Genomic DNA, 20,925 nt, shown 5'->3' on the forward strand with positions numbered 1-20,925 from the left:
TATGACAATTTTATATACTCCATAAACCCTTTAAATTAATTAGGTGGTTTATGTCGCACTTCAAGTTTTACTCTGCCTGGTTACTTTTCAACCACCTTATATTTATACTTTTACTGTTTTTAAAATGCGATAGAGATATACAGATCCATAAAAAATTAGAGTAATTGCTCAAATAACAAGACTTTCAGAACAAATTGCCATTCCACTTTCTACATAAATGATTAAACTCTTACATTTGCTTTACTTAAATGGCGTTCTGCGTAAAAATCTAACTCCTGATTAACACAAGTTTGTTGTATTACAGCGATCGTAGCGACATTATGGAATAGTTTTACTGAAAGGCAATTTGAGCATACCTATCAGTTTGGAGAGTCACATGAAAAAATATCAATGTATCGTTTGTGGGTGGATTTACGACGAAGCAGATGGTTGGCCACAAGACGGCATTGCAGCAGGTACCAAATGGGAAGATATCCCTGATGATTGGACTTGCCCAGATTGCGGCGTTTCAAAAGCTGATTTTGAAATGATTGAAATCTAAATAGATCTAAAAGACCGTGATCATGATCATGGTCTTTTTTTTCCTATCGTTTGTTTTTATTGAAAGAAATACTGGAGAATATAATGCATCCTATCGTCATCATCGGATCGGGCATGGCAGGCTATACTGTTGCACGTGAGTTTCGCAAACTTAGCCCAGAACAAGAACTCGTTATGATCTGCGCAGATGATGCGGTAAATTATGCAAAACCAACATTATCTAATGCCTTTGCAGGGAATAAAGCACCTGAACAAATTGCCCTAGGTGATGCAGCTAAAATGGCAACGCAACTGAATATGCGCATTGAAGCTGAAACCTTGGTGAAAGAAATTAATGCTGAACAACATGAAATCACTTTAGAAAAAAATGGTGAAATTTTCACTCAACCTTATTCAAAACTGGTCCTTGCAGTAGGTGCAAACCCAATTCGTTTAGCAATTGCTGGTGATGGTAGTGATGATATTCATGTCGTGAATTCCTTGATCGACTACCGTACGTTCCGTGAAAATTTAGCAAAGCGTAAAGATAAACGCGTTTTGATTCTAGGCGCTGGGTTAATTGGCTGTGAATTTGCCAATGATTTATTACATAGCAACTACGATGTCACAGTAATTGATCTTGCACCACAACCACTTGGTCGCTTGCTACCAAATCACGTTGCTGAAGCATTTAAAACAAACTTAGAGCAAGCGGGTATTAAATTCGCATTGTCGACCACTGTTGAAAAAGTAACCAAAATCAATGATGGTGAAGATTACGAAGTGACTTTGGCAACAGGTCAGACTTTAATTGCAGATATCGTTCTTTCAGCGATTGGTTTACAGCCAAATATATCTTTAGCAAAAGCTGCAGATATTCAAACAAGTCGTGGCATCATTACCAATACCCTATTGGAAACCAACCAGCCTGACATCTATGCGGTGGGTGACTGTGCAGAAGTGAATGGAACATTACTGCCATATGTCATGCCAATCATGCAACAAGCACGTGCATTAGCAAAAACACTGAGCGGGCAAAGTACTGCTGTACACTACCCTGCAATGCCTGTTGCGGTAAAAACACCTGCTGCACCATTGACTGTATTACCTGCACCAATTGGTGTGGACGTGAATTGGGAAACTGAAGAGTTTGAAGATGGTATGCTTGCTAGAGCAGCAGATGATGAAGGTACATTGAGAGGTTTTGTGCTTTTAGGTGCGACTGCAAGCAAACAACGTTTAACTTTAACCAAACTTGTTCCAGACTTGATTCCAGCACAAGTTTAAGGTTTAAATTAGAGTCTGTTAAGAAAGAAATTTCTAGCAGACTCTAATTCTATAAAAAGAATTCAATTCGGAATGAATGCCATGAACAGTGCTTTACAATTTAATGTGTCACCTTATGCTCCATTTATGCAAGAAACCAAAGTCACTTTAGGTAATGGTATTGAACTGCATGTTGAAATGGGCGGCAATCCAGCACACCCAACAATTCTATTGATTATGGGTTTAGGTGCTCAAATGCTGTTTTGGCCTGACTTCTTTTGTAAATCATTGATTGATCAAGGCTTTCGCGTTATCCGTTTCGATAATCGTGATATTGGTTTATCTTCAAAAATTCGTGAAAAAAGAAAACGCCTCAATACGATGAAACTCATGAGTCGCTTCATCATTGGGCTTGGTAACGAAGGTGCACCTTACACTTTATATGATATGGCTGATGATGTTTCGATGTTAATCGACCAATTGGGGCTTGAAAAAACATATCTCATAGGCGCTTCAATGGGTGGCATGATCTCTCAAATCGTAGCAGCGAAATATCCAGAAAAAGTTGAGAAAGTCGGATTATTATTTACCAGTAATAATCAACCCTTCCTGCCACCGCCGTTTCCAAAACAACTTTTCAGTTTATTAGGCAAACCTGAAGCACATGACGAAGATGCGATTGTGAATCATAGTTTGAAAGTATTTCATATTATTGGATCACCAGGTTATGTGAATCAAGTTGAAGCAATTCAAACCATTCGTAAACTATATCGCCGTAGTTTTTACCCAGCGGGTGTACTTCAACAGTTTTTAGCAATATTATGTACAGGTTCTTTGTTAGCATTGAACAAAAATATTACTCAACCGACTTTGGTTGTACATGGTTCAAAAGATCGTTTATTACCACCAAGTCACGGGAAAGCTGTTGCAAAGGCGATTTCTGGTGCTAAATTTGAATTAATTCAAGGAATGGGGCATGATATTCCTGCTCACTTCATTCCACAACTTAGCGGTTTGTTTGCTCATCACTTTAGATCATCACACTAGGACTTTATGGCTGCATTACCCTCATTAAGACAGCTATCGTATTTAGTTACGTTGTCAGAAACTTTACATTTTACTGAAGCTGCGCGCCGTTCATTTGTCACTCAATCTACTTTGTCGGGTGGTATCATGGAACTAGAGCGCCTCTTAGGTGGCGTCCTAGTTGAGCGTGATCGTCAAAACGTTCGTTTAACCCCATTAGGCGAACAAGTCGTTGCACGTGCACGAGTATTACTTGCCGATGCACAAGATTTAATGCGCCTAAGTAGAGAAATGAGTGAACCATTAACAGGTGATCTACATCTCGGTATTATTCCTACGATTGCACCATTTATTTTGACTCAACTACTTGATGAAGTGCATCGACAACTGCCGAAGATTCAGCTTCATTTACACGAAGCTCAAAGTGAGAAAATCGTAGAAAAGCTAGAACACGGCAATTTAGATATGATTGTTCTGGCGCTGCCTTTTGACACTCGTGGATTAAAGGTTGCAGAAATTGCGAAAGAAAATTTATTTGTTGTCTACAATAAAAATGACAAGAATGCTGAGAATGCAAACTCACTAGATGATTTGGACTTATCGCGTCTGATGCTACTCGAAGAAGGTCATTGTTTACGAGATCACACCTTAAGTGCCTGCCCTGTGGGTGAGCGCAAAAATGATCATCGCTTAAAGGCAAGCTCTCTTCCAACTTTAGTGGAAATGGTTTCGTCAAATCTTGGCTTTACACTGCTACCCGAAATTGCCCTGAAAAACAGCATGATTCATTTCAATGAAGAAATTGCAGTAAAATCAATTGAAGATGCCCCGAACCGCACATTGGCATTGGTGACACGAAAAAGCACACCATTGCAAAGTGAATTTGATGTGATCTTTCAAATTCTGCAAAAAATCACTGCACATTTAGAGTAATCGGAAGCCTGTAATGAAACTCATCCATCATTACAGGCTTTTAAACAAATAAAAATAGCATCACTATTTAATGTCTAGTAAATTGACCTGTTCAACTTCCACATCACTCATACGCTGCCCTAGATCAAGCAATTGATCAAAATATGCTTCTACAACCTTGGCCTGATCAGCAGTACTCTCTACTTTATACATACTTTGGCGAAATTCATTACTCGAACGCAAGCCTTTGGTGTACCAAGCAATATGCTTGCGCGCAATACGACAACCAGAATATTCGCCATAGAATTGATATAATTCTGATAAATGCCCTAATAGCACAGCTTTGACTTCAGCAATATCAGGCGCTGCCAAGTGTTTACCTGTTTTTAAGTAATGTGCTATTTCCCGAAATATCCATGGTCGACCTTGTGCAGCACGTCCAATCATAATCGCGTCTGCGCCAGTATAGTCTAGGACATATTTAGCTTTCTCAGGACTATCAATATCACCATTGGCAATCAATGGAATATCAATCAGTTCTTTTACCTGCTTAATCAGCTCATAACGGGCTGTGTTCAAATACATATCTTCACGCGTACGACCATGTAAGGCTAAAGCTGAAATTCCTGATTCTTCAGCACGTTTTGCCACACGCAAAATATTTTCATGACCATTTAAAAATCCCAGTCGGGTTTTTAAAGTCACTGGCACATCCACGGCCGCAACCACCGCATCTAGAATTCGGGCTACTAAATCTTCATCTTGTAATAATGCTGAACCTGCCAACTTGTTACAAACCTTTTTGGCTGGACAACCCATATTGATATCAACGATTTGTGCACCGTTAGCGACTTGGTAACGAGCAGCTTCCGCAAGTTGCTCTGGGTCAGAACCCGCAATTTGTGCTGAAATTGGCGCAAGTTCGCCATCAAAATTTGCCCGATATAAACTTTTCTTACTCATACGTAAGGTTTTATCAGCCGTCATCATTTCACTTACGGCATGACCTGCACCAAAATATTTACATAGTGTCCGAAAGGGTCTATCTGTTACGCCTGCCATAGGTGCAACAATCAAATTATTTGACAGTTGATATGAACCGATATACATATATATTCTTACAAATTCTGAGCAACATAGTATACTTCATTCGCCCATTTGACTCATCTTTTTATGTGGTGTTGTTCTGATTATGAATAAATCATTCCCTACTCGTCCTTTATTAAAAATTATGGGCATCCTCACTGCATGTCTCAGCTTAACAGCTTGTGGAGATAAAGCATGGTGGTCTAATGGCAAAGAACCAGAAATGGAAGCAGAACAAATTAAGAAAGTCATTCCAGCGCGTGTGAATGACCGACAGTCCTGGGCACAGGATATTTTTGACATTATGCAGGAACTCAGCATTCCAAAAACCAAGCAGAACGTATGTAGTGTGGTTGCTGTGGTAGATCAGGAATCCAACTTTGTTGCTGATCCAGCCGTCTCAGGACTTGGAGAAAAAGCAGTACAAGAAATTAATACTCGACTCAAAGAAAAATTTGAAGCAAAGTTGGGTGAAACCATAGGTGGAACAGTCGCAGGCTATTTTGAGGACGTACTCAAAAATCAACCTTCTCCAGAAAATAATTACATGAGTCAAATGCGTAAAGTTAAAACGGAGCGCGAGCTTGATTTGCTCTACCGTGAGATTTTCGACTACATGTCAAAACATTATCATGTCAGTGCATTAACGGGTGCAGCGAAACTCGTTGGACAAGATATCGGGGAAAAAATGAATCCGATCACGACATTGGGTTCAATGCAGGTTCATATTAATTACGCCAAAGAACATAAACGCCAAAGTGGTAGTATTGCCGAATTGCGTAATGATCTATATACCCAATATGGCGGTTTATACTATGGTATTCATCGATTAATGGAATATCCTGCTGATTATGACAAAGCAATCTATCGCTTTGCAGACTACAATTCTGGTGTTTACTCAAGTCGAAATGCAGCGTTTCAAAGTATGTTAAATGCACTCACCAAGACTGAAATCAGTCTCGATGGTGATCTATTACTTTACAATAAAGATGGCGATGTGAAATCAAACCAAAGCCAAAGTGAAAAAGAGCTCATCGCTGTTTTTGCTCAAAATAATATTTTAGTGACACCACGCCAAATTCGTAATGATTTGAAAAAAGAGAAAGAGAAAAAATTTGAAGATACTCAAACTTATTTAGCTGTACAAAAGCTATATCAAAATAAAACCAAAAAAGAACCAATTTATGCAACCATGCCACAAGTCGTTATTTCAGGACCAAAACTGAGTCGTGATTACAATACAAACTGGTTTGCAAGCCGTGTAAATGGACGATATGAGACATGCATGCAAAGAGCCAAACGCATAAAACTATAAATCTTGCTTTATTTGACTTTGATGGCACGCTCTATCCTAAAGATAGTTTTACGGGGTTTATTTTCTTTACCCTATCAAAGCGTCACATTGTAAAAAAAGGCTTAACCATACTCCCTTGGATTCAAGCCTATTATTTACGCTTATATCCTGCACATGCGATGAGACCTCGACTATTTCAAACGATGTTTGAAGGTATCTCCGCCACATTTGTAGAAAATTTGGTTGATGAGTATGCGCAAAAATTATTAAAACAATTAGATCCAGCTTTACTAAAGCAGCTTTATCTCCATCAACAGCGTGGTGATCATATTGTTCTTGTTTCTGCGTCAGTCGATTTATATTTAGCACCAATCTGTGAATTGCTTAATATTGAGTTGATTTGTACTCAAACAGAAATTAAGAATGGTACTTTAACAGGTCGTTATCGCTCTCAAGATTGTAGCCGTGAACAGAAAAAATTACGGATTTTGCAACAATACAATTTAGAGGACTATCAATATATCTATGCTTATGGAAATAGTGAAGAAGATCTAGATATGTTGTCATTGGCTGACCACCCGTACATGATGGGAGAAAATAAGCCTTTGCCTCAAATTTCAAAAATAAAAAAACTCGCCTAAACGAGTTTTTTCTTAATGTGATTTTACCGTGTAGATTTACAAATACTTTTGCAAAATCGCTTGTTTTTGCTGTGGTGCATCATCAATGATTTTTTGCGCCTGCGCAATTTGTGTTTCTAATATCTCGATCTGTTGAACGATTTTTTCTTGTTCTTCCAAAGATGGAATATTCAGTAGAATACTGTCTAAATTACCAACCGATAAACCAGGTTGAGCAACTCCAGTTGCATATTGATTTAGATTCAATTCTACCAAGTAGTAAAACAACCATTTTGGATGTATTGGAATAAGGGGCGTGACCACTAAAGCATGTTCTGTTGCATAAAATTTACCTTGAGCAAATGTCACATTTCCACATAATGCCCCCTGACGACCCACCAAACAGTAATCTCCCTCTTGATTATAATTTTCTACATATCCTCTTAAATTATTTCCGCCATAACATGGATATAGATGTTCTTCAAACTGATCTTGAATTTCAGAAGCTTTAATAAATTTCCCTGCTTTTAATGATAGTGCTTCTTTTAATTTAATTTTCTGCACATTGCGATCAGATTGACTAAATAATAATTCTAACTGTGATTTATAAGATTGAATATTATTCGCACTATCTTCAGCAAGTAAATCCACCATCTCACATTCTTCAACAATTTTCTGTTGAATATCTAAAGGTGGAAGTGGGATTTTAAAGTTAGCAATATCCTTTGGATAGACATGTGGTTGTGCTGAACCCCTTGCCATATTATAAATATATGATTCAAATACTTTTAAAACACAGAAAATATAAAGTGTCTTATCTTTTGTTTCGGCTTGTACTGTTGTACAGTCTGATGCGAAAATTTTTTCTTTCCAAAAATTTACATACCCAGCATTTGCACCAGATGCGCTGATCGTTATCACATTCTCATCACGATTTGACTCATTATGTAGATACGCGTAATCAATACCACCAGCAACAACTTTAATCATTCCATCTTTGGTATCTTTTTGAGTAATTGACTGCCCTTTTTTTACAACTGCAATTTCATCTAACTTCACCAACTTCCATTTGGTTTCAATTTCAACTTTACTTTGAGCTGATAAATTAAAGACTTTATTAAACTCTTTACGACTAAAATCAAGCACATCATGCAAATACACTTGTGAAACAAACGGTGTTAAATGCTCAGGAATCGCCACCTGCTCACCATTAAAATTCTGACGAATCACATAACTAATTTTTTCGCTGTTATCACGGTTTTTCGGGTCAAATAATGGCGTTTGAATATCAAACACGGCTGCACCACCCAAATAACTTAAACCCTCATTACCTTTAGCACTGCTCCATTCATAACCTAAAAACTTCTTCTGTTCTTTGTTATCACTTGGGCTTTTGACCACCAATAATGGACGAGCTTTATTTTCAACCAAAGCATTGTATTGTGTCAGCATAAAGTAATAAAGCTTGTCCTTTTCAATCGTAATTAAATAGCTCAACAAACGCCTATCAAGTTCTGCTTGTTGTTGTTCTTTACTTTTCGCTTTAAATTGTTTTTGTTTTTGCAAATTCACGATTTCAGTTTGTTTATAAAAATCAGCTTGATAATCTTTAAAAATCTCAATTTCTAACAAATCATCAATTAAGTTACCCATTAAAAGGCTCTGATAAACATCATAATTTACATCTATATGCTGACAGTATTTTTCAACCACTTTAATATCTAAATATGCACCACCTGCACTGGCTTTTTCAGTTTCCCAATCAGCAAAGAAATTTCCTACCCGATTTTTAAACTGAACCGCCTGTTCAGGACGTTCGGCTTTACGGCGTAAGAAAAGAATAACGGTATTCGTACCCGTCTTACCAAAAGTCTGACTACCTAACTCCACAATACTTAAAAAATCAAAGTATTGTAGTAAAATCTCTCGCGTAGCAATGTGAATGCTATCACCATTGCTTAAAATTGAACTTGGTACAATCACCCCCATCACACTGTCAGGAGCAAGTAGTTGTTGAGCACGCTCTAAAAAGAAACACTGAATATTATTATTGCTTGGATTATTGACCAAATTAAATAATTTAAATTTTTCTCGTTCGACTTCACCAATGGTTTGTAAAAAATCCTCTACTGCAAATGGAGGATTAGCAACCAATATATCAAAACTTTCAGGCTTAATATCTTCATGCGAAACTAAAGCATCCGCATCAAAAATATTGACTTCATTACGTCCATACATGAAAGACGCGACTTTTGAGACTTTGGCTAAACGATCTTCTTTTTCAATGCCATAGGTTTGGGCATAGTAACTATTCGGTTCATCAATATCTTTAATTGGTTTGAGTAATTTACTGACTTGAGAACCATACTCATTAAGGAAATGTCCCGAACCACACGCATAATCAATCACTTTTAACGGCTCAGAATGTTTTTGCAACATCATTTCTAATGGCAATGCCGACACAATAAATTTACAAATTGGAATTGGAGTAAAAAATTGCCCTTCACTTTGCTTAATCCCATTATCCAAGAAATATTCAAACATATCACCCAAGAATTGGTTTTCTTCGGTCGATGTGAGGCGTAAGCCTTGCCACATTTGAATGATTTCAATCAAAATTTTGGCATTTTTTTCGAACTTTTCTTTATTCGATACTTTAATAAACTCAAAATCTAAACCTTTATAAAATTTAAGTTGTTTAAATAATTCTTTAATCCGTTGCTCAGTTGCATTAGGCTTTTGTTTGATTACCCAAAATGCTTTATCAATATCATCTTGGCTTACATAAACAATATCTTGCTGTAAAAACTGATCCATACCAATTTTATACAACTTTTGCAGACGATCGACTAAGTCGAAATAACTATCATATGCCATGCCTTTCCAATAGAAATGCAAATCTTCTGGGTTTTGTGTTTCATCAACAATTTTGCATAAAAATAAATTTACTAAAACCTCAAAGGCATTTTCACGGCGTGATACATTATGTTTACGCAAAATAGTGCGGAACTCGTGATACTTACCCTTAATATTCATACTATTAATCGGTTGAGTATCAATCGCTAGAGTGTATTTGTCTTTACCAATTTGATAGGCCAGAATATTATCTTCAAAAATACCTTTTTCTGTGGCTTCTAACTGGTAAGTCTCTTTCCATACCTTAAAACGTTCTCTAACGTTCTTGGCATTGCTATAATGGAGTGCATCAGGTAAATCTTTTAAAATAATTGGGTTGTCTTTAACAGAAATAATTCGTTGCTGGTCATCAATTTTTTTCTCTTTTTCACTCCATTGCGAGGCATATAAACACACAAATTCAACTGATTTTTCTTGTTCTACATAACTAAAAAGTTGACCACCATCTTCAAGCGTGTCTTTCCAAGCCTTATTAAATTCTTTATCAAATGTTTTACATTCAATAATTAAAAAGGGTTCATTCTGATAGTTTTTCACTAAAATATCTGCCCGACCACCACTTGCGCCGTGTCCAAGCTTCCATTTTGGTTCCAGCTCAATATGTTCAGGTTTATAACCTTTTTCTAATAAACGATGTACACATTCAAAAACAACAAAATTTTCATTACTGGAAAAATTACAAGTTTGACGTTCATTGATAATTAAACCAAAACTTTCTGGATACTGTATCTGCTTATTTTCAAAATCAATTACAAGAGTATAATCGCCTGATATAAATTTTTTAGTGAAGACTTCATTTTGTTGTGTGAAATTTAAAAAATATAATAAATCTTTTAGGTTGTCCAAGTTCATAACACACCACTAAGTCAATATAAATAACAAGTCATGATCTATTCACATAGTAATCATGATTACTTGAAAAATAAAAATAGTAAAAGCCTACATTAAAAGCAGGCTTTTACAAATAGTTAGATAAATCATAAATTGTTTAAAATAAATAATTAGTAAATTGCCATGTGGTCTCGATGAATCATTTCTAAAGAACGAGCCTCACCTAAAACTTGGTAGACTTTCTCAGAAGGTAAACCCTTCACCATTTCTGCTGAACGAGAACTAAAATTCACACGACCAACAGCAATACGAGCACCATTCTTATCAACACATTCAACCACATCACCGCGATCAAAATGACCTTCAATCGCTTTCACACCAACAGGCAATAAACTACGATGCTTAAGTTTGATCGCTTCAACCGCGCCATCATCAATCACTAAACGACCTGCGGTTTGCAAATGAGCTGCAAGCCATTGTTGATGAGCGGTCACACGGTCATTATCAGTTGTAAATAATGTTCCAAGCATCTCACCCGCCATTAAACGAGCCAATACATGGTCACTTTCACCACTAGCAATTAAAGTAGGACAACCAGACTTCGCTGCAAGACGTGCTGCACGAACTTTAGTCACCATACCGCCACGACCAAGCACACCACCACCACCCGCCATTTCAAATAAAGTATCGTCTAATGCACGAACCGAAGAAAATAACTTGGCATTTGGATTATTACGCGGATCAGAATCGAACATGCCTTGCTGATCTGTCAAAATAATCAACAGCTCAGCCTGAACCTGCCCCGCCACCATTGCGGCTAAAGTATCGTTATCACCAAAACGAATCTCATCGGTAGATACGGTATCATTTTCATTAATGACAGGAATCACACGCCAATCGATCAAGTTTTGCAAAGCATCACAAGAGTTAAGGTAACGACGACGATCAGCGAGATCATCATGCGTGAGTAAGACTTGTGCTGTTTGAATCCCATGTTGATCCAATACGCTTGACCACGTATGGATTAAACCCATTTGGCCAATAGCAGCACAAGCTTGCAAACTGGGTAAATCAGTGGGTCGACTCGCAAGTTTCATGCGTACCATCCCTTCCGCAACCGCACCTGAAGACACTAAAATAATTTCGTGCCCAGCATTGTGTAGATCCGCAATTTGTTTCGCCCAATGCGAAATCGCATTTAAATCTAGACCTTGCCCATTTGCAGTGAGTAAAGATGATCCGATTTTAACAACGATTCGTTTACACGCATTGAGCTGACGTTGCCCATCGACCACTTCTATCATTTTTTCCTCGGTTCACTAATCACGAACGTAAATGCTTTCTACGCCGCCTTCATCCTCATCATCATCAAAATCATCTTCATCGTATTCTAAGCCAGCTTCACGCTGAGCCTTACGCATAGCACGATAAGCTTCTTTTGCTGCGATGGTTTGTTCACGTGTCTCAGCCTCAAGCTGCTCACGGAATGCTTTCATTTCTGCTGCATACTCAGGATCTTCAACTTCACGCTCACGCTGTTGCTCGATCTGATCCATTAAGTAATAAACAACTTCTTTCGTCCCTTCCGACATCAAACCAGAAGTTTTAAATACAGGACCTTTCCATTGCAATTCATCAAGAATATGCTGACACCACTCTTCTCTTGATTCTTCGGGAAGTTGGTCAAGTTTGTTCAAGACAAGAACCACAGGGAGCTTTGCCAAAGTTGGTGAGAATTTCACTAACTCACCCAAAATTGCTTTGGCGTTATGCGCTGGATCTGAACCATCAATCGGTTGAACATCAACAATATGCAACAGGATACGAGTACGTGCCAAATGCTTAAGGAAACGAATCCCAAGACCCGCACCTTCTGCTGCACCTTCAATCAGACCTGGAATATCGGCCATGACGAATGAACGATGACGGTCTGCATCAACCACCCCAAGATTAGGAATCATTGTGGTAAATGGATAATCCGCAACTTTTGGTTTTGCCGCACTGACTGCACGAATAAACGTTGATTTACCTGCATTTGGCATACCCAACAAGCCAACATCTGCAAGTACTTTCAACTCTAAACGTACTTCGCGGTATTCACCTTTGATACCATGAGTGCATTTACGTGGAGAACGATTCGTTGAAGACTTAAAGTGTGTGTTACCTAAACCACCATCACCACCATTGGCTACTTTGACACGTTGACCATCAGCAACCAAATCACCAATAATATCACCAGACTCAATATCAACGATGGTTGTACCTACAGGTACTCTTAAAACAACATCTTCACCACCGCGACCTGAACAGTTTGCACCACGACCATTTTTACCACGTTCAGCACGGAATCGACGCGTATAACGATAATCTACGAGCGTACCTGTGTCATCATCGGCTTGGATATAAACACTTCCACCACGTCCCCCGTCTCCACCATCTGGACCACCAAAAGGGATAAATTTTTCACGGCGAAAACTGGCTACGCCATTGCCACCGTCGCCAGCCTCTACGGTTATGACTGCTTCATCAACAAAGCGCATGTGCCAATCCTCTAAATTCTTAAAAGCGGACTATTTTGCCACATTTTAATAAATTTCTCGAATAGATTTACTCAGCTCTGCATGAATTTTATTAAGCAATCAATCAACTTCTTTAAAAAACTCAAATAAATCTGCTTTTTAATTATTTTTCACATAATTTCGGCTTTGTTGCACAAACCTATCTGTAACGTTTTTTTAATCGATATAATTTTCAAATGAAGAAGCCTACACACAAAATCTACCGCACAACCATATGCATACTGATACTTGCAACTAAAATAGTAAATATATATTTTTTCATTATGAAGCACTTTTATTTATTAGAAGCATAATTAAACATACGGTAAATTAAAATACAATATTTTAGATATACCTAAGTATAAAAAAAGGAGCTTTAAATCAGCTCCTTTTTTTCAACTTTCACAAATTATGCATTTGTTTCAGCTGGAATTTTTGTATAGCTTACGCCACACATTTGTTCAGCGATACGCAATACTTGGCAGCTATAACCCACTTCGTTATCGTACCAAACATACGCTGTTAAACGTGTACCAGAAGTGATTGTTGCTTGCGCATCAAACACACCTGCAGTACGTGAACCAATAAAGTCACTTGATACAACTTCAGTCGAGTTTGTATAACCAATTTGACCTTGTAGGCTAGAATTAATCGAGATTTGACGAATGTATTCGTTCACTTCTTCACGATCAACTTCTTTCTCTAAGTTTAAGTTCAAGATCGCAAGTGAAACGTTTGGTGTAGGAACACGTACAGAGTTACCTGTTAACTTGCCTTTAAGACCTGGTAATGCTTTCGCAACCGCTTTCGCAGCACCTGTTTCAGTGATCACCATGTTTAATGTCGCAGCACGACCACGACGGTCAGCCTTGTGGTAGTTATCAATTAAGTTTTGATCGTTTGTGAATGAGTGAACTGTTTCAACATGACCATTTAATACTTTGTATTTGTCATCTAAAACTTTTAATACAGGTGTAATTGCGTTCGTAGTACAGCTTGCAGCAGAGATGATTTTGTCTTCATCTAAAATATCTGTATTGTTTACGCCGTATACAACGTTCTTCATCTCACCTTTACTTGGTGCAGTCAAGACTACACGTGCAATACCTGCACATTTCAAGTGTTGGCTTAGACCTTCAGCATCACGCCATTTACCTGTATTGTCGATCAAAAGCGCATTTTCAATACCATAAGCGGTGTAATCCACTTCGCTTGGGCTTGAAGCATAGATCACTTTAATGAATTGACCGTTTGCAATGATTGCTTCGTTTTCTTCATCAACAGAAATTGTACCGTCAAAAGTACCGTGAATAGAGTCACGACGTAATAATGAAGCACGTTTCGCCAAGTCACCGTCAGATGATTTACGAACTACAATCGCTTTAAGGCTTAAACCACGACCTAAACCAGATTGGCTAATGATTAAGCGAGCCAAGATACGACCAATACGACCGAAACCGTAAAGAACGACATCTTTAGGTTGTTCAGATTTTGCTTTACCTTCAATCGAAGCAACGGCATTTGCAACAAATGCATCTACATCGCCACCTTGATTTTTATATTCAACAGCAAGTTTACCGATGTCTACTTCAGCAGAACCAATGTTTTCAATTTTCATTAACGCTTCCAAAATTGGGAAGGTATGAACAACTGAAAGTTCTACATCAAGCATACGTGTACGGCGATGTGATTTTAAAATTTGAATCACTGAACGGTTTATTAAAGAACGACCGTAAACAGAAACAACAATATTTTTCTCACGGTATAATTGACCAATCAAAGCAATCATGCGTTCCGCGATTTCTTCACGGTTTTTCCAACGACCTTGATGTTCTGCGTGTAGGGCAACAATAGTGTCTTTGCTCACAGTTACGTCCTCAAATTTAATATCTATACTGGGCGTGAATTTTTAAAACGCCATAATTGTAATGGAATTATCATCAAGATTGAATCAAAAGCTGTTAATTGAGTTAAGATTTTGTCCTAATTGACTATAAATTCATAAAATACCTATAATTATTTTTGTGATTTTAGGGAAACCCTTTTGCAATCATCTAAATACATGCTGTTTGTCTAACTTTAATAACAGTTTTACTGATAACTTAACGCTATCGTTGTTTGACTCAAACAGTATGCTAAAAATAAGCAAAAACGGAAGTGATACATGACAAATCATTTAACGAGAAAAATCGTATAAACTAATGTAAAAACATGAAATAAAAAGAATAAAGTATTTAAAATGATCTCTAATTATCTACAGCACATAAACAACTAAAATGAATTTTAAATTATGACTATTACTTATTGGCATTCCCCATGCTTGTGAAGTATCGATGGGTTTTATTGGAATGATCGGATTAGTTCTGAAAAATATCGTCTATTTCCCTATTTCTTGGCTTGGAGAACCATTTTTCAATTGTAATGGTGAAGTCGGTTGCCTAACTAAAGAATATGTTCGTATCTTAATTTTTCGACTCATAAACCTAAGCTATTATTTATATTTAAAATTAAAGCAAGAAAACCAGTTTAACTGGTTTATTCAGCGCCCAATCTCTTCATCATCGCCTAAAAGTTGCGAATACTGTTTTAAATTCAATTCCAAATGCTGCTTGCGACGCCTTTGCTGATAAAGATGTAACGCCCCTTCAATTACCAATACCAATACGGCCAACCAAATAGGAATATAGGTCAACCATTCACCTTGACCAATTTTTTCACCAAGCACCAACGATGCCAATGCCAATAAAACAGGTTCTAAATAGCCCAGTAAACCAAAAATAATCAGCGGCAAATAGCGACTTGCTAAAATATAACTTCCTAAGCCAATCGCACTCAACAAACCCAAACCTAGAACGACAACTCCCAAACTAGGATGCTCTAAAAACTTTAAATATGGAGTTTCACCTGTCTGAGTAAAGAAAATCGCAATTGGCAGGATCAAGAATAAATCCCACCAAAAACCACCTAAGTTGTCCGTTTGAATTTTTTTACGAAGAATAAAGTAAGCTGCATAACCTAAAGCAACAAAAGCAGTTTCCCAAGCTATTGTACCTAGGCGCCAAATCTCATGCCCAACACCAAATACTGCCAAAAATACTGCGAGATACTGTAACTTAGACAATTTCTCACCATATAAAAAGCTTCCAGCAAGCACAAGAACCAAAGGCAACAAGAAATACCCCAAAGAAACTTGTAACCCACGACCATGCATAGGTCCCCATAAAAACAACCATAATTGTGCCGAGGTCAGTATGGAAGTGATCATTAGAAACACTAATAAACTAGGCTTTGCTATGATTCGATTAAATATGGTTTTGATATGCGTCAAGTCACCACTAAACCACATAAATAAAGTCAAAAATGGAATTGTGGCAATAATTCGCCACCCAAAAGTTTGTTCACTATCTAATGCACCCAGTAATTGAGTGTAAAAATACAGAACCCCAAAGGTGACAGAAGCCAAAACTGAATAAGCGATGCCTTTTAACATTTTGACCTCAGAAGCATTTGGGACGTATCTTAAAAACGTGAATTATCCACTATATAAAAATAAAAAAACCATGCAAGCATGGTTTTAACTAAGTATAACCGATTTAACGATGTTCAGGGTAAATCACATCACGGATATCATAGCCTAATGATTTGGCATAATTTAGATATTCATGAATAATTTCTTTTTTCGGCTGAGGTGTACGTGACAACACCCATAGATATTTACGGCGTGGTTCACCCACAAGCACGGTTTGATAATCTTCATCAAGCTTTAAAACCCAGTAATCTCCGCGTGCAACAGGAATCCAACGCACACCTTCTGGTAAAAAACTCACTCTTAATTTGGTGTTAAAAGGCGCATTCGCAACAAACGCCTCACCTAAACTGCGTTGTAAAGCACCCTCACTATCATAACATTTGTTATCAACAACAATATTGCCATTTTCGTTTAACGTATAAGTTGCTGTCACGTTATAAGCGCATTTACGTTCAAAGAACATTGGCTTACGAGCAACCTCATACCAAACACCTAAATACTTATCGAGTTCTACTTTATCAACTGTAGGTAAAGACTTTGATTGTGCATAAGCAATCGTTCCTACAGCCAGTCCAGTTAAGACCACTCCACCAATTGCAATTTTTGTTAAACGCCAACTTGCTTTAGGGAAATTCTTAATCAGCGGCATGGGAAATCCTCAAAACAGAAATTTGTTATCAATAGTCATATATTTAGCTTTTCAACATAGCCTATTTTATAAACAAAGATTGTTGCGATATGTATCCCTCTTGAGGATTTCTCTACTAGATTATGATTGCAACATATGGGCTTTGAGACGAACAATCTCATCTCGCAATCTAGCTGCTTGCTCAAACTGAAGCTCTTTTGAAGCTTTTAACATCTCTTTTTCAAGCTTGGTAATATGCTTGGCAAACAGTTTTGGATCCGATAAAAGATGCTGTTCGTCGGCACTGATACTCTGCGCTTGCTCTAACACTTTTTCATCAATTTCATCATCACTGAGTACTTCACCCGTATCTATTTCTTTAATTGCTTGGCGCACCGCACTACGTGGGGTAATACCATGTAATTCATTAAATTCAATTTGTTTGTTACGACGACGATCTGTTTCATCCATCGCTTTACGCATCGAGTCAGTAATACGATCTGCATATAAAATCGCTTTACCTTTCACATTACGTGCTGCACGACCAATGGTTTGAATCAAAGAACGTTCTGAACGTAAGAAACCTTCTTTATCTGCATCTAAGATTGCAACCAAAGATACTTCTGGCATATCCAGACCTTCCCGCAGTAGGTTAATCCCAACCAGAACATCATGTACACCTGTACGTAGTTCGTGAATAATTTTGACGCGCTCAACCGTATCGATATCCGAGTGCAGATACGCGACTTTAACGCCATATTCTTTCAGGTATGAGGTTAAATCTTCCGCCATACGTTTAGTCAAGGTTGTCACAAGGACACGTTCATTTAATTGTTTACGAATATTGATTTCAGAAAGTACATCATCGACTTGAGTTAATACTGGACGTACTTCAATTTCAGGATCAATCAAGCCTGTTGGACGAACGACCTGCTCAACAATTTGCTCTGACTTTTCTAATTCGTAATGTGCAGGCGTTGCACTCACAAAAACCGTGGTCGGAACAATTCGCTCCCACTCTTCAAATTTCATTGGACGGTTATCCAAAGCACTGGGTAAGCGGAAACCATAATTCACCAAGTTTTCTTTACGTGAACGGTCACCTTTATACATCGCACCAATTTGAGGAACTGTCACATGCGATTCATCAATAATCAGCAAGGCATCTTCAGGGATATAATCAAATAAAGTCGGCGGCGCTTCGCCTGCTGTGCGGCCTGAAAGATGGCGAGAGTAGTTTTCAATCCCATTGGTATAACCCAACTGTTGCATCATCTCTAAATCATAGCGAGTACGCTGTTCGATACGTTGCGCTTCCAGTAATTTGTCATGATCCTTGAAAAATTTAAGCTGATCCTTCAATTCATCTTTAATGGTATCAATCGCACGAGTTAAATAATCTTTTGGCGTAACATAATGACTTTTCGGATAAATCGTCACTCGTGGCACTTTACGCACCAATTTTCCTGTCAATGGGTCAAACCAGCGAATCGAATCAACCTCATCATCAAATAACTCCACTCGAATCGCATCTTTATCCGACTCGGCAGGGAAAATATCAATGATTTCGCCACGAATACGATAAGTACCACGCAAGAACTCCAATTCATTACGGGTATATTGCATTTCCACCAAACGGCGAATGATCTCATCACGACTAACGCGATCGCCTTGCACAATATGCAACAGCATTTGCATATAGGCATTCGGATCACCTAAACCATAAATCGCAGAAACTGAAGCGACAATAATCGCATCACGACGCTCTAATAAAGCACGCGTTGCAGAAAGACGCATTTGGTCAATGTGGTCGTTGATTGCTGAGTCTTTTTCGATAAAGGTATCGGATGATGGCACATAGGCTTCTGGTTGATAGTAATCGTAATAACTGACGAAATACTCAACCGCATTATTCGGGAAAAAAGCTTTGAACTCACCATAAAGCTGTGCAGCAAGCGTTTTGTTGTGCGCCATGACAATCGTTGGACGCTGTGTTTGTGCAATCACATTCGCCATCGTATAGGTTTTACCAGAACCCGTCACCCCAAGTAGTAACTGATTACGAAGACCATGCTCAATGCCATTAACTAACTTCTCAATCGCTTGTGGTTGATCCCCTGCAGGTTGATAATTGGTGACTAACTCAAAAGGTTGGTTTTCGCTCACAAGAATACCCTTTTCAATCGATGCCTCATTGATGGAGGCAATTGACTCAATTTACAATCACTTTTAAGTATTTCACTATAAAATATTATGCCAATCGTAAATGCATACAAATTATTTACCAATGAATAAAAAAATATGAGTAAGCTAGAGTTTTTACTCAATTATTTTGATATTTTCGATTAAGTGTGTTGAATTCATATATAAAAGCACATTAATCTACACCTTTCAAAAATATCAAGAATTTAGAAAAATTGCTGTGAATTCACTCAATGTGCAATATTTTATATTAATTGTCCCCAGTTGCCTGTTTTTTATTGGTTTGGCATTTACTTGCTGCCGTCTTTTTTTTAAGGCTGATATTTTTCTATTATGGATTGGATTGGCATATACCATTCCCTCTATTGCATTGTTTGCTCAATGTTTAATGTCAAATCCTCAACTTACCTTAGCTGCACCATTTACATCCGTTTTATATTTATTAGGCAGTTGGATTGGCGCCTATGCAATTAGTTTAAAACTAAACAGCTCTTTTCAGCATAGAATTGCTTTTTTAATTTTTTTGTCTGCCCTGCTCGCACTGACCTATTATTCCTATATAGCGCCACAAATATGGCTGCGCCTAGTGATTCTCAATATTGCTTTAGGAAGTATTGGCGTATTGGTTTTCCCTGATTTATTCCGTCAACTCTCTAACAGCCGCTCTTTCGATCGCTGGGTGTTCATTTTCTATTTGATTAACGTTCTCTACTCATTCGTTAGAGCCACAATAAATTTCTTTTTTTTAGATAATATTGATCACAATCATATTTCATTAACCTCATCTAATTGGTGGTTATTAGGGATGTCTATCAATATTATTTTAAATATCCTATTTGCCATTGTATTAAGTGGCTGTGCAATTAAAGATGTCGTTTATCACCTCAATAACGATCGCTTACATGATCCTTTGACCCATCTGCTCAATCGTCGTGGTTTTTTTGAAAAAACTGCATCCTTGTCATTTACCTCACAATCATACTTTCTCGTGAGTCTAGATCTGGATCATTTTAAAAGCATTAATGATACTTGGGGACATTATATTGGCGACCAGATTTTATATGGTGTTAGCCAAATGATGCTGAAAGATAAACAAGCCGAAGATCTTATCGCTCGTTTTGGTGGTGAAGAGTTTATTTGTTTATTCATCGCAGAGGACGCCGCTGCCGCCCTGATGCGAATCGAACATTATAAGACATTGCTAGAACAGACAACTTTTACCAATTATCAAATTAAAATGACAGCAAGTTATGGTCTAACCCATATTCATAATGTGCATGATATTGAATACGCATTACAACGTGCAGATGATTTACTCTATCAAGCAAAAACCAATGGTCGAAATCAGATCTCTTTTGATTTAATGCTCTAATTTACAAACTCATAGCTAAAACTTGTTTCAATGTTCTCTATCCTTTTAAGTTACATCTGCAATAAAATCGCTTGCACCATCAAGAAGAATAGGGTGTGTTGACACTTTTAGCTTAAAAAAATAGCGAAGTAGTAAAATCAAATCGCCGAACCCAATTTTACTATTC

15 protein-coding genes are annotated in these 20,925 nt (G+C 37.7%); 7 read left to right on the top strand and 8 right to left on the bottom strand.

What is annotated here, in order from left to right; genetic code table 11:
* The first annotated feature begins 376 nt into the window (after nucleotides 1-376).
* The 4 genes from rubA (at nucleotide 377) to oxyR (ending at nucleotide 3,744) form a co-directional block, all read left to right on the top strand.
* Nucleotides 377-541, top strand: a complete 165-nt coding sequence (gene rubA / locus NO346_RS05730; RefSeq protein ID WP_004663059.1) for a rubredoxin RubA — start codon at nucleotides 377-379, stop codon at nucleotides 539-541.
* A gap of 83 nt (nucleotides 542-624) precedes the next feature.
* Nucleotides 625-1,806 (top strand): rubredoxin reductase RubB, encoded by a 1,182-nt coding sequence (gene rubB / locus NO346_RS05735; RefSeq protein WP_256414560.1) that lies wholly within the window; start codon nucleotides 625-627, stop codon nucleotides 1,804-1,806.
* A gap of 81 nt (nucleotides 1,807-1,887) precedes the next feature.
* Nucleotides 1,888-2,832, top strand: coding sequence for an esterase EstB (gene estB / locus NO346_RS05740; RefSeq protein ID WP_256414561.1), 945 nt, complete (start codon nucleotides 1,888-1,890; stop codon nucleotides 2,830-2,832).
* Between the two features lie 6 nt (nucleotides 2,833-2,838).
* Nucleotides 2,839-3,744, top strand: coding sequence for a LysR family transcriptional regulator OxyR (oxyR, locus tag NO346_RS05745; protein ID WP_005157596.1), 906 nt, complete (start codon nucleotides 2,839-2,841; stop codon nucleotides 3,742-3,744).
* Between the two features lie 63 nt (nucleotides 3,745-3,807).
* Here oxyR and dusB read toward each other — a convergent pair whose 3' ends face one another.
* Nucleotides 3,808-4,833, bottom strand: a complete 1,026-nt coding sequence (gene dusB, locus NO346_RS05750; RefSeq protein WP_087537116.1) for a tRNA dihydrouridine synthase DusB — start codon at nucleotides 4,831-4,833, stop codon at nucleotides 3,808-3,810.
* An 82-nt stretch (nucleotides 4,834-4,915) separates the two neighbouring features.
* On the opposite strand from dusB, the gene NO346_RS05755 reads away from it, so the two are divergent.
* Together NO346_RS05755 and NO346_RS05760 are read left to right on the top strand one after the other, a co-directional pair.
* The gene (locus tag NO346_RS05755; RefSeq protein ID WP_256414562.1) at nucleotides 4,916-6,124 is read left to right on the top strand and encodes a DUF1615 domain-containing protein; all 1,209 of its coding nucleotides are present in this window, start codon (nucleotides 4,916-4,918) and stop codon (nucleotides 6,122-6,124) included.
* Nucleotides 6,091-6,744, top strand: a complete 654-nt coding sequence (locus NO346_RS05760) for an HAD-IB family hydrolase (protein WP_256414563.1) — start codon at nucleotides 6,091-6,093, stop codon at nucleotides 6,742-6,744. Before NO346_RS05755 ends, NO346_RS05760 begins: the two co-directional genes overlap by 34 nt.
* A gap of 36 nt (nucleotides 6,745-6,780) precedes the next feature.
* Here the strand turns inward: NO346_RS05760 and NO346_RS05765 are convergent, their stop codons facing one another.
* From NO346_RS05765 to uvrB, 7 genes are all read right to left on the bottom strand, one after another.
* Complete coding sequence (locus tag NO346_RS05765) at nucleotides 6,781-10,491, bottom strand: restriction endonuclease subunit S (protein WP_256414564.1); 3,711 nt, start codon at nucleotides 10,489-10,491, stop codon at nucleotides 6,781-6,783.
* 149 nt (nucleotides 10,492-10,640) lie between these two features.
* Nucleotides 10,641-11,774: a glutamate 5-kinase gene (gene proB / locus NO346_RS05770; protein ID WP_178882595.1), complete on the bottom strand. Its 1,134-nt coding sequence runs from the start codon at nucleotides 11,772-11,774 to the stop codon at nucleotides 10,641-10,643.
* Between the two features lie 15 nt (nucleotides 11,775-11,789).
* Nucleotides 11,790-13,010 carry an Obg family GTPase CgtA gene (cgtA, locus tag NO346_RS05775; RefSeq protein ID WP_087543882.1) on the bottom strand — a complete coding sequence of 407 codons (1,221 nt, stop codon included), beginning with the start codon at nucleotides 13,008-13,010 and terminating at the stop codon, nucleotides 11,790-11,792.
* 427 nt (nucleotides 13,011-13,437) lie between these two features.
* Nucleotides 13,438-14,895 (bottom strand): glyceraldehyde-3-phosphate dehydrogenase, encoded by a 1,458-nt coding sequence (locus NO346_RS05780; protein WP_256414565.1) that lies wholly within the window; start codon nucleotides 14,893-14,895, stop codon nucleotides 13,438-13,440.
* Nucleotides 14,896-15,567: 672 nt separating this feature from the next.
* Nucleotides 15,568-16,518: an EamA family transporter RarD gene (rarD, locus tag NO346_RS05785; protein ID WP_256414566.1), complete on the bottom strand. Its 951-nt coding sequence runs from the start codon at nucleotides 16,516-16,518 to the stop codon at nucleotides 15,568-15,570.
* A 103-nt stretch (nucleotides 16,519-16,621) separates the two neighbouring features.
* Nucleotides 16,622-17,206 carry a lipocalin family protein gene (locus tag NO346_RS05790; RefSeq protein WP_256414567.1) on the bottom strand — a complete coding sequence of 195 codons (585 nt, stop codon included), beginning with the start codon at nucleotides 17,204-17,206 and terminating at the stop codon, nucleotides 16,622-16,624.
* Nucleotides 17,207-17,326: 120 nt separating this feature from the next.
* On the bottom strand, nucleotides 17,327-19,351 hold the full coding sequence (gene uvrB, locus NO346_RS05795; RefSeq protein WP_249571376.1) for an excinuclease ABC subunit UvrB: 2,025 nt from the start codon (nucleotides 19,349-19,351) through the stop codon (nucleotides 17,327-17,329).
* A 256-nt stretch (nucleotides 19,352-19,607) separates the two neighbouring features.
* Between uvrB and NO346_RS05800 the strand changes: the two genes are divergently transcribed.
* Nucleotides 19,608-20,759, top strand: a complete 1,152-nt coding sequence (locus NO346_RS05800) for a GGDEF domain-containing protein (protein ID WP_256414568.1) — start codon at nucleotides 19,608-19,610, stop codon at nucleotides 20,757-20,759.
* The last annotated feature ends 166 nt before the right edge of the window (nucleotides 20,760-20,925 follow it).

It is taken from the genome of Acinetobacter sp. 5862, assembly GCF_024494585.1.
In the GTDB taxonomy this organism is placed as follows: domain Bacteria; phylum Pseudomonadota; class Gammaproteobacteria; order Pseudomonadales; family Moraxellaceae; genus Acinetobacter.